This is a genomic window from Alloacidobacterium dinghuense (assembly GCF_014274465.1).
Classification (GTDB): Bacteria; Acidobacteriota; Terriglobia; order Terriglobales; family Acidobacteriaceae; genus Alloacidobacterium; species Alloacidobacterium dinghuense.
The window spans coordinates 3,898,238-3,909,339 of sequence record NZ_CP060394.1; the positions used below are offsets into that span (position 1 = coordinate 3,898,238).

At 54.9% G+C, this 11,102-nt stretch carries 10 protein-coding genes; 3 read left to right on the forward strand and 7 right to left on the reverse strand.

Annotated elements, in window-relative coordinates; all coding sequences use genetic code 11:
• Positions 1–18 precede the first annotated feature (18 nt).
• The gene (locus H7849_RS16055; RefSeq protein WP_186740665.1) at positions 19–576 is read right to left on the reverse strand and encodes a sugar O-acetyltransferase; all 558 of its coding nucleotides are present in this window, start codon (positions 574–576) and stop codon (positions 19–21) included.
• A gap of 378 nt (positions 577–954) precedes the next feature.
• Positions 955–1,386 carry a hypothetical protein gene (locus tag H7849_RS16060; RefSeq protein ID WP_186740666.1) on the reverse strand — a complete coding sequence of 144 codons (432 nt, stop codon included), beginning with the start codon at positions 1,384–1,386 and terminating at the stop codon, positions 955–957.
• Positions 1,387–1,547: 161 nt separating this feature from the next.
• On the opposite strand from H7849_RS16060, the gene H7849_RS16065 reads away from it, so the two are divergent.
• On the forward strand, positions 1,548–2,684 hold the full coding sequence (locus H7849_RS16065) for a type IV pilus twitching motility protein PilT (RefSeq protein WP_186740667.1): 1,137 nt from the start codon (positions 1,548–1,550) through the stop codon (positions 2,682–2,684).
• A 161-nt stretch (positions 2,685–2,845) separates the two neighbouring features.
• Complete coding sequence (locus H7849_RS16070) at positions 2,846–3,031, forward strand: hypothetical protein (protein ID WP_186740668.1); 186 nt, start codon at positions 2,846–2,848, stop codon at positions 3,029–3,031.
• 148 nt (positions 3,032–3,179) lie between these two features.
• On the opposite strand, the gene H7849_RS16075 is transcribed toward H7849_RS16070, so the two are convergent.
• Positions 3,180–3,572, reverse strand: coding sequence for a hypothetical protein (locus H7849_RS16075; RefSeq protein ID WP_186740670.1), 393 nt, complete (start codon positions 3,570–3,572; stop codon positions 3,180–3,182).
• Between the two features lie 1,275 nt (positions 3,573–4,847).
• On the opposite strand from H7849_RS16075, the gene H7849_RS16080 reads away from it, so the two are divergent.
• On the forward strand, positions 4,848–6,077 hold the full coding sequence (locus H7849_RS16080; RefSeq protein ID WP_186740672.1) for a DUF5005 domain-containing protein: 1,230 nt from the start codon (positions 4,848–4,850) through the stop codon (positions 6,075–6,077).
• Between the two features lie 424 nt (positions 6,078–6,501).
• Here the strand turns inward: H7849_RS16080 and H7849_RS16085 are convergent, their stop codons facing one another.
• The 4 genes from H7849_RS16085 to H7849_RS16100 form a co-directional block, all read right to left on the reverse strand.
• Entirely contained in the window at positions 6,502–6,822 is a 321-nt protein-coding gene (locus H7849_RS16085) for a hypothetical protein (RefSeq protein WP_186740674.1), read from the reverse strand.
• A gap of 1,040 nt (positions 6,823–7,862) precedes the next feature.
• Positions 7,863–8,108 (reverse strand): hypothetical protein, encoded by a 246-nt coding sequence (locus H7849_RS16090; RefSeq protein WP_186740676.1) that lies wholly within the window; start codon positions 8,106–8,108, stop codon positions 7,863–7,865.
• Positions 8,092–9,540: a hypothetical protein gene (locus H7849_RS16095; protein ID WP_186740678.1), complete on the reverse strand. Its 1,449-nt coding sequence runs from the start codon at positions 9,538–9,540 to the stop codon at positions 8,092–8,094. Before H7849_RS16095 ends, H7849_RS16090 begins: the two co-directional genes overlap by 17 nt.
• A 23-nt stretch (positions 9,541–9,563) precedes the next feature.
• Positions 9,564–11,093, reverse strand: coding sequence for a hypothetical protein (locus tag H7849_RS16100; protein WP_186740680.1), 1,530 nt, complete (start codon positions 11,091–11,093; stop codon positions 9,564–9,566).
• Positions 11,094–11,102 lie beyond the last annotated feature (9 nt).

An 11,102-nucleotide genomic window follows, 5' to 3' on the forward strand; every position in this document is an offset into this window, starting at 1 on the left:
ACTCCTGCGAACGATCCCTCACTCGCCAATCGAACGAATAACTCTCGCCGGATTTCCTCCGACAAGAGTATTCGGGGGGATGTCCTTGGTGACTACCGAACACGCAGCGACGACCGAGTTTTCGCCTACTGTTACGCCACCGATGATCGTCGCACCGGCTGCGATCCAGACGTTTCTTTCAATCACGATGGGCTTTCCGACTACGAAGGCGCACCGCTGAGAAGGTTCCATGGGATGGCCAGACGTGATGATGCTCACGTTCGGCCCGATCATCACATCGTCGGCAATATCGAGCCCGCCAAGGTCATAAAAAGTACAGTTCTGATTGACGAAAACATTGCGTCCGACACTGATATCGACCCCGCCGGTTGTGTAGAACGGTGGGATTAGTAAAAAACTGTCGTCCACCTTCTTGCCGATGAGATCGCTAAACAAGGCTCGGACTTCGTCCGCATCGTTGAAGGTCAAACGGTTGAGATTAGCGGTGATCGCCATAGCTCGTTTGACGCTTGCCAACATGGCCGCTGATTCCGGCGTTCTCCTAGGAATTATCTTGGTGCGATCATCATTCGACATTCGTTATTTTCCTCGGTTTGTGGTTGAGCGTACATTTCGACGCACGAAGGGCGCGCCGAGATTCGCCGGGTAGCCCAAAAGCGAAAGGAACAGAATCCAGCCATCCACTGCCCTCGCATGATCACGTACATCATGCCGTCGAGCGATACGCCAAAAGACGAACTGCGCCAAACCTATAAGCAGCGATTTACAGAAAGTCCCCGCATTTTGGTGCGTTCCAACGTCCGCCTCGGCCTCGAATGTCTAGATCCGCTCGAACTGCGCAAAGCGCTACAAATACGAATTCATTTTGGCGCATGAATGATATGCTCGCGTTTGCCAGAGGAATGTGGCCCCAATCTCGCCTTCGATGAGATGGCTAGCCGATGGCGCTCACTCTCACTTCTTTCGGCTTGCCTTCTTGATAAGAGTAGCTGCCTTTTTTGCATCACCCTCGTTTGCGAAACCGATGACCGCTGAGTATTTTCTGCCAATGGCTTGGGCAACAAAAAAGTTGAGGTCCACTTCGGTCTCGGCGATCGCTTGCGCGATCTTGTGCGCGATACCTGGCTTATTGTCGCCTTCGACAAAAAGCGTCGGAATCTCTGAGGTGACAAATCCTGTTTCTGTAGCAGCGGAAGTTACTTTTTTCCCCGCGACCGGATAGATTTCAATAGCCGCCTTGGCTTCATTGCCCGGAAGCCGATACCCCATCACAACGCTGAGGTTTGCACCGGCCTTTGCAAGGGGCTCAAGTGTCAGGGCAAGAAGCCCCGTCTTGTTCTCGTCCTCTTTTCGCCAAAGCGATATCTTTTTCACTGTGACCGGCATTGTGTTCCTCCAACTAAAGATTGCCGAGAGTATCTCACCTCGCTCACCATCAGTCCATTGTTCAGCCTCTGCCCAAGACTGGTTACAGGTTGGACTCCTTGTGCCCCTGCACACTTTCAATTGATTCCTGCACGTATAATCGCTGCGAGACACTTAATTTCATGGGTGAGTACAACACCGAGCTGACCAAGATCGTTGATCAACTAAATCGGTCCGCAACTCAGGTCAGATCCGTCGAAAAGAGATCGCTTGATCAGATTTTAGGCGTGGCCCTCCAAAGAAACGCATCCGACGTTATCCTCGTCTCCGGCTCCCCAGTGACGATGCGTATGAGCGGAAAGCTTCAGCCCGATGGAAACGCACCCCTTAACGCCGAAGAACTTAATGGCCTTCTCCTTCCCCTTCTGAATGCGTCCAAATCGAAAGAGCTACAGGAGAACAAGTCTGTGGATTTTTGCTTCGTCCGCGCCTCCATCGGGCGATTCCGCACCAACATTCACCATCAGCGTTCCACGCTCGCAGCCGCGATTCGTATCCTGCCGGAGCAGGTTCCCTCGCTCGAATCACTTCACCTCCCGCCCGCGCTCGCCATGTTAACCGAGCGCAAGCAAGGATTAGTCCTTCTGACCGGCCCTACCGGCTGTGGGAAGACTTCTACCCTGGCCGCTCTCGTCGACCGCATCAACGCTCGTCGCCACGATCACATCATTACTATTGAAGATCCGATCGAGTACCAGCACGCCAATCACAATTCCCTTGTAGAGCAGATCGAACTGGGCCAAGATACGCCTGACTTCGCCCAGGCAGTCCGCTCCGTCTTACGTCAGGATCCCGATGTCATTCTGATCGGCGAGATGCGCGACAGCGATACGATGGCCGCTGCGCTCACCGCCGCCGAGACCGGCCACCTCGTTCTATCTTCTCTGCACACCAACGATGCTGCGCAAACCGTGTCCCGGATTCTTGACACGTTTCCCTCGGGATACCAGTCCCAGATTCGGCAGCAGCTCTCGCTTGCGCTCCTGGCCATCATCTCTCAGCAACTCATTTCGGCAATGGACGGAGCCGCTCGCTACCCCGCTGTCGAAATCCTCGTCGCTACGGGAGCCACGCGCAACCTGATCCGGCGCGGCGACGACCACCAACTCCGGGCCAGCATTGAAACAGGACGCCCGGACGGCATGCTTACCATGGAGCAGTCCCTCGTTGAACTCATCCGTGCCGGCCGTATCTCCAGAGAAACCGCCTTCGCCCACTGTTATAACCCCGATGATCTCCGGCGTTACTTGGTCAGCTAACGTCTGGTCATGGCTGACTTCGACTGGATCTGAATACTCAATAAGCGCTAAGGCCCTGATATCGTCAACGCAGATGTGGGAGTGCCATGAACTCGCCGTGATCCGTGCCAGAGAACTGGAGAAGGGAATTCTAACCGGGCCACGCTGCGGTTGCCAGGAAGATGGTCTACATGCTCGCGGTGGAGCGCAGGCACCAGGACTTTGTGCCTGCCGAGAAGTTCAGCCGAACGGCGACCGAACGGCTGATACGAACGCTAAATCTTGGCGACGAGACGATGCAGTCCGTCTTTGGTTTCGACGCGGACAGCTCGGTGCAATTCGTGCGGTTTAAGACCTTGAAGCTCTGATGGAATAGTCAATATCGCAGTGTGCTGCCCATCTTGCGGCACGAACTGACCACCGGGATTTTCTGCGTGACATATCGCCACTACCTTTCCCGCTTTATCGTACAAAACGTTTAATTTCATGATGGGAGTCCTCAAGTGTTTTTTGACATTAAACCGGCTCAACGGCATACTTCGCTGGACGCACGGAAAGCCAGTTGAAATACACAACCGCAAGCTGGCCACTCCCGCCTGTTAGTTCACTTGTATTGACCACGGTTAAGGCGGGATATGCGTTCCCGTCTTCGCCAACGATGACAGCATCGCCATATCGTCCGGTGCTTGCAGTGTCTGCGATTGAAACGGATGTTCCCGGTAGATTTGTGTCGGCAGTTGGACTAGCCATTGACACTGCCATCCGGAACCATAGGTTCTGCGCAAATACATTGCCGACATGAGAGGCTGGCGGTAATCCCACCAGAGACCAAGTGACGAGATAATCCGGTTCGAGTGTAAAAGGGCCAGTAGACCCACATTGCATGTCGCCGCCAAAACCAGTCACCATAGAATCATCCTTTGCCTACAAAATTTTGCGGTTGAGTTTAGTCCTCCTAGACTGCCCGTACAAGACGAAGTGATAGACACCTGAGCGACTAAGGCTTGGCATCAGCGACTCGTTCCTGCCGTGTGTCCCGCAATTAGGAACTCTACGGGAAAATTTTGGCCTGAACCACCTGAACCAGATCCTGCACAGTCCGAATCTTCTCCGCTTCGTCTTCGGTGATCTTATTGATCGGAATGTCGAGGTCCTCTTCAGCGACCATGATCAATTCCATTCCATCTAGACCGGACGGGCCAGCATGAGATTGTCCCACCATTACGCTTTGGCTAGATGAGTGATCCAAAAGTGAAAATAGCGAGTCCGTCGTATCATTCGCTCCGTCCCGAGTCTTTACCTCTATGGTAGGCGATGCACTTTGCAGTCGAAACGATGAGAAGTTGGAATCGGTACGCTGATTGTTGTTGCGAAGTTCATCCTTTTAGATGCAAAGGTAATCTTCGATCTCTGCGGAATTGCGCACTGAGGGGTCGGTCGAATGCATAGCGTTGTCTAGGGCCGAGCCGTAAGCGTTCATGAGTGCCGAAAAGGATCGCTCAGTAGCCAGATATCCCTTTCCGGGCTCGGTTTTTTCTTTGGGCGCACCAAGTGACTCCTGGGTTCCCAAATACCAAGCTTGTTCCTCTCGGGCGTCGTTGTTTGTCCGCAACGACAACACTTATGTGCCTGCCTCGGTGCACCAGTTTCGTTCAGCAACGTTTGAACTCTTTCGTCGTAGAAGCCACCGCAAAACCGAATGCCTTCCATAGCTCAACAAGTTTAAGGGATTTTCCGAGCTTTTGGCATGACCTATACCGGCACGCCCGTTAGCATAGGCGCATTGGAATTACGAACGAGGCAGCAGAAATCGCTCCTTGCAGTGCCGCTATGGTCCCGTGTTTGACGAAGGATCGTTGACCATGGCCTTGCGCTCTACAATCGCGCGCGCACGGTCGGACGGTTCAAGCTGGACGATCAGTTGGCGTCTGCGAAAACCTGTGAGAAGACGGACTATGCGCAATCGAGGCAATGTAAATAACCTCTCCGTTATCGCTCTGGAACTGCGATGGCCACGGCAACAGGGTACATTGCTCCCTTTTACTTGCGGTGCATGGTTCAATCAGTGTGCTTCGGGTTCTGCCGGCACTTCCATAGTGCTAGGAGAACGATGCGTTTATGCTTATGCTTGTGTTGTAGTTAGTACTCTGGGTAAGTGCCGCAATGCAGCGCCGGAGCAGAGCAATGGCTTCGTTCTTCCTCCCCCACAGCCTTCCCCACGTTCCTGTTCGAGTCTGGCCTTTTCGCTGGAGATACTTCCGTTCTCTGCCATACATCTTTCTTCTTTCTGTTGCCGGTGTTGGAATATCGGGGTGTGGCGTCCACTCCGCGTCTTCGCCTGATCTGACCATCGCGAGCGTGAAAGATCTCGGCACGCTTTCCACGAATCCAGGCATTCTGGGACGAGATGGCGGCTACAGTGCGGCATTCCAGGGGTATTCAGTATGGCTGTACGGAGATACATTTCTCGCCAAGTCCAACGCAGAAGACTTTACGCTGATAAGCGACTCTTGGTCCTATACCAGGAACTTCAATGCGCAGAACGATATTACAGGCTTTCAACAGCCCCTGGATTCCGCCGGTGCGCCCACGATGATTCTCCCGGAGACTCCGATGGAAGAGGCTTTTAACGGCGCTCACAATAGCAACAATTGCCAGAAACAGCCCTGCGGGGCCAGGTGGGCGCTTTGGCCCTCATCGATCGCGGTAGATCCCGTTAGTGGTCATGCTTTAGTCTTTTATATGCTGGTCTATTCGCTGCCGGGTAATTTCAATTTCCAGGCCGTCGGGAACTCTGTCGCCACCTGGCAGAGCCTTGAGGACCAGCCGCAGCGTCCCACGATCAACCCGCCAGTTGTGGCGGGTCATCCCGATCTTTTATTCAATGAGCATGAGCCGAGTTTTGGTTCGGCCGCGCTGATCTGCCGAGGAACGCTCTACATATACGGCTGCGGTATACCCACCAGCGGAAGCGACAAGGGGTGCAGGCTAGGCAAGGTAAATCCGGCAAATGTGCTCGACCGGAGCACCTGGAGCTACTACGCAGGCAACGGCCACTGGTCTTCGCAGGCTGGCCATGCCGTTTCGGTCTTTGCTGGAGATAACATCCTTAGTGTTGCGTGGAACAGCTACCTCCAGCGATACCTCGCGGTCTACAGCGCGCCGCTTTCACAAAATGTGATGATGCGTACCGCACCCAACCCAGAAGGTCCGTGGTCGGATGAACTCATCGCATTCACTGCAATGCAGCCTGCCCAGGGAAACGTCTACGACGCACATGCGCATTCCGAATTTGACGCGAACGGAGGCCAAACCATATATGTCACCTACTCGCTATCCACGCCGGCGCCATTCTCAAGCGAAATGCGGCTTGTATCCATTGAGCTAGCAGCAGCCAGCGTACCGACCGAATGAAGGCGGTCGCGCGCGTTGAAATACCCGCTGGATCGGGTGTTGTGCTCGCGTCGCAACTAGTTTCAACGGCTGGCGAGGAGATCTTGTAACTTAACGATCAAGGTGGGCCTGGTCCAGTGGACCAGATCGGTTGTAGTGGAAAAATACAGTTTCTGTGCAATTCGATGGGTTGGCGAAGCGCTACTCGATCCAAATTAGGGTTGGAATTCAAGCGCGCGTAGTACAAGTAGGCGTGGTTGCCGACGATCGTGAAATTCCGATCCGGAGCGTGCGTTTCCAATTAGATCATCTGCGTTTCTCTTTCGGCGGCGGTGCCGACGTTACGTACAAATTACTCTCTAAGGGGGCCATGGGTGCGACCAACGCGGTCAACAGGGCTGTTTCCAAATCTGAGTTGTCGCCAATTCTAGGTGCTCTGCGTGACTTACCCAGCCTTGAGTTCACCGTCGTCGTTCCGCTCGATCACGATTCCGAGGCGTTGCAGCCGCGTTCTGAGGCTATCGAGACGCCGGTTGACATTGGAGCGTTCTGTCGGTGAGAGCGATTCCGCTGCCAAAACTACAACCACTGTGTTGTAAGATTTCACGGCGTCTTTCCGGAGGTTTTCGCGACGTTCGATGTCGAATATGTGATCGGCTATATCCAGCAAAAAATCAGCACGCTTAAGTTCAATCAATAAAGAAAATGCGCCGAGACGTCGAGACTCATCTCGCCATTGCTTAACGTAATTATTCAGAAGAGACACAACGAAGCCTAATCGCTTGCATGTACCGGTTGGATGCAAGCCGACGAGCAAGGGAAGCCGGTTGCGGTGCTCGTGATCCCCTGCGACTAAGGAATGTCCGAAAGATAGCCTTCCACTGCAACGGAACGCCTGATAAACGTGCTGCATGGATGATGACCTAGAGGTCTGGGAAGACGGGGCTCCAGTGCACCCGACGAAGACATCTACTTACATGAGTCGTGCATCGTTCTACCGTTGATATCGTGGCCGTGCACAACTCGTCAGAACCAACGATGAAAAAGTCTCCACCTCGTTTGATCTGGAAGAACCCGTTTTGGGCGTGTTCTGCGTGTGAATGGAAGGAACGTCAACCAAAGCCTCGGAAAGGTCCTACGCTCAATTCGCCGGAAGCGTCGAATGAGATCGCTGGTGCATTTCTGGATCACAGATGCGCCAGATACCCGTGTGAGTCTCGTAAAGAAGCGAGACCTTAACCTTCGGCTTATACCACCCCTCGGTTCATCTACAAACTAAAAAAACAAACCAGCGAACTCGTAAAGTCTGCTGGCTCGGTGATGCATTTAGTGGTTATGTCAAAAATATCGGCAGAAACCGGGCATCCGTCTAGCCGTTTTTCGTTTTTCTGCCCTAAAGATAGGGTTACGGTGCAACTGCAGCTCACCCGCAATGAGAGCCGGGATCACAGCCATTGATGCCACCGTTCTGGACGCCCTCGAAAATCGCGATCCATGGGAAGCACAAGGACGGCCGATATTGGCAAGAGGATACTTCACCGTTCGAGCTAATGAAGTGGCGCAGCATCTCAAGCTTAATGAGGATGCAGTCGCAGAAAGTCTGAGCCGACTCGCAGCGTCGGGTAGCCGCAACGGCTTATAGGACTCATCGAGCCGTTCGAATTCATTCATGTCCTAGGCAAGCTGCCAAGAAACGGGAATCTCGGACATTTGACGGGGCGGAGGTTCACTTGATGTCCGAATATTCGTGCTTTCATCGAGTCCGCTTACTCGACTTCTGGGACCGACTGCGAAAGCCCTGTTGCACTAAAAGCGCTTGAAACCTGCGAATCTTGAGAGCAAAGGTGTAAAGAGATTCCGTTCCGCAATGGTTCCGCTTCTGCAACGGAACTCGGCCATCGTGTCGCGCAGTGTCTTCGTCCGTTCGTCTTCGCGGCGAAGAATGATCGACGCGATCGTATTGCGCAACACGCGGGCGCCGATCGGGTAGCGCTCGGCTTGGTCGTAATCTATTCCGCCGGACGCGTCTAGGGTATCATTTTCTGACCACAACCGTCGCCCCGGAGAGCACGGTTACGTCCGTCCAGCTGATCGCGATACCCTCGGCCGTCGTTGAATGCTTAGCGGAGACGGTCTTGCCATCGATTTTCAAACGGGCGAGAGTTCCGGGGAATTCCGCGCGCCAGCGCAGTGTCGGGCCCGAGGCATTTTTCAGTCGCGTTATCGAGGTTCCAGTTTGCATCACGTCGAGTTGGTTTTGCCGAATAGAGACTCCCGTGAGCGCCGCTTGATCGTGTTCTGCCGGCAATCTTGAGATTGTGCTGAGATCGGAGTCACCACCAATAAGGCCGGGCGAAAGACCCATGACGCCGCTGACGATGGTCTCGATCACTCCGTACGAAACCTCGGGGTACTCCCGGCGGTTCTTTTGCGGGCTGCTGATGTCTGCGAGTATCTGGTAGGCGGCTTCGTTTCTGCCGTAACGAAACAGCGTAAGAGGAACGTAGCTCTCTTCCTCGATGTTGATCTGCTTCCAGTAGGTGGGCGATGAGACATAGTCGAGCGCACCGCGAATGTGGGCCGGATCTTTGGCGGCGCCGAAGTACAGGACGAGGGTGTCGCCCGATCCGGACCCGGTTTGGTCTTTGTGGATGGTGCTGAAATAGTGGTGACCCTGCTCTGACCATCCGACCTCCTCGATCAGCGATTGGATTGTGTCTGCTTCGGGCTGCATCTTTTGCGCCAGGGCTTTGTCGTTCGTGATCTGGTTGAAAGAGCGGATGGCTCGGTACTCGGCCGCAAGCAGATCTGTGCCGAAGATGAAATCCTTTGTGCCTTCGGTATAGCTCGGGATGCCGCGAGACTGAACGAAACGGCCTTCCGCCTGCCGCTGGTTTGCAATGCGGGGCCGGGTCAGAATCTTGTCCTGAGCTAGTTGCCATGCTTGGATGTAATCGCTCATGGTGATGCGGAAGAAACGCTGAAAGACTGGATCGTTGCGATAGGTATCGTCTCCGGTCCAGCGCCACATGCGGACAGAAGCGTCAAGTACATCGAAGTTTGCCGGCAGATTGAACCAGAAGTCGCTGTCGGAAACGTAGTCTGCCGCGGAAGGATGACCTTCTCCGTCGATCTCCCAGTATGCCACCCAGTCGCGCGACTCCGCGGCGGATTGAACGAAGAGGCCGAGCATGTTCCGGTTCGCGGCGTATAGGCCGAGCGCGGCTGCGCCTTCTGTCTGGTGCGAAACATCGCGCATGCAGAAGGCGTTGCGGCCGGGAAGCGCGGCTTCGTACCATGGACCCATTGTCTTTGAGCCGCGTCGGCTGTATGCAAGCGCTTGTTCTTTGGCCCATGCGAACGATTGCGTCAGCCACGGGATTGATGACGTGAATCCGAGCGGCGATGACGACGCCGGTTGTTGCGCTGTGGCCATGTGGCTTGCCGCGAGAACGAGTGCGGCGAGAAAATATCGAATCTTCATTCTCATGCTGAAATAGACGATTACTAGCGCAGAGTCAAAACCATTGCGGGCGACGAGAGGTCGCCGTTCGATACACTCCGCAGTCCAAAGCTTCGCAGATTTGCCTCCGTGAGTTGAAGCCCCTGACGGTCGATGTGAACATGATCGGTCACGTCCAGCGCTTCGTCGCTCGCGAGATCCTGGGCGAGGATACGCTTGCCTGCGATGGGCTTGTCGAATACGAGACTGATCGTTGCACAACTGCCAAAGACTCCGAATGGCCCCGGCGCGTCGCCTACGTGCAACTCTACGTTGGCTGGGGGCATGTACCATGCATGACCCGAGCGCGTTCGCTCTTGTAGGCCGATGGCAACGGCGCCGTTGGGAAATCTCGATGCGAAGACGAATGGCTTTTCGCCGCTCGATGTCACACGAGGCAGAGCGATGTTGCGCGCGACGCATGCCGGCGCTCCCTGATGCGCGGTCTGTCCAACAAGATCCGTCTCCCATGTCTGACCGCGTTCGAAGGTCCAGTTATCCGTCAATATTTCTTCGCTGACTTCCACACTTCCGCTTCCGGCTGCGAAAGGCGGTGCAATGCGCTGCCAGCGCAGAGCACGGACCACTTCGTCCATTCGGCGCTTGGCCAGACGCGATCCATTGAAGAACAGGTCTGTATCGGGGCCGGGACGCAAACCGTCGAGAGGATGACGAAGGACTCCCATCGTGCATCCCATGACGGCTGCAACGTAGACCTCATCCTCGACGTTCAGCAGTGCGCGCACATCTGTCTGCCCCTGCGCGCCTCTGAGCATTTCCGCCAGGCGATCGAGCGTCGTCGGCAGCGAAAGGATCGAGGTTACGTCATAGGTGCGGTACACATCTGTATGCGCGAGAATCTGCTGGCGGTGAGAGCCACGGGGTTGCGCGCCGAATCTTCCATCACCTCTCCAATCTCCGTTCAATGGCGGCTCGCCGTGAACATGCTCAAACTGCAGCCTCGTATGGTCTGCTTTGCGCACCTCGACGAGGTGAAATTCAGGGTCGCCGATATCGATTTTCCAGTAGCGGACATCCGCTTGCTGACTCAACATCTCGATGTGCTCGTCTTTGGTGCCGCCTGGAGTGTTGCGGCACCATAGAGCGGCTCCGCGCCAGTCTGTGGATTGAATGGCTTTGTTCAACCCTGCAAGGCGCTCGGCTGGCGAGCCAGAGAACGATGGGAACTTCGCCGCATCGAGTTCGAAGGTTGCGGTACCGCCTGACTCCCATCCGTCATCGAGCATGAGATAGAGATCTTTGCGGATGCGTGGAAAGAATGCGTGCGCCCATCCATCTTTACCGAGAAGTACCCGCTCGTTCATGGCGTTGTGCGCGAGCCGGCTGCCTGAGTCGCCTTCGAGAATCTCCGGCGAAAGCTCCTGAAGATGGTGCCCATACATGTAGTTCTGGACAGCCCACGTACACCAGTAATTCGGCGCTTCACAGGGCGTTTCGGGAATGAGGTTCTCGCTTGTCTTCAAAGCTGAAGACTTGAGGGCCGGTAACCCCTTTGCGCAAGACGCCAGCGCCATTGCGGCTCC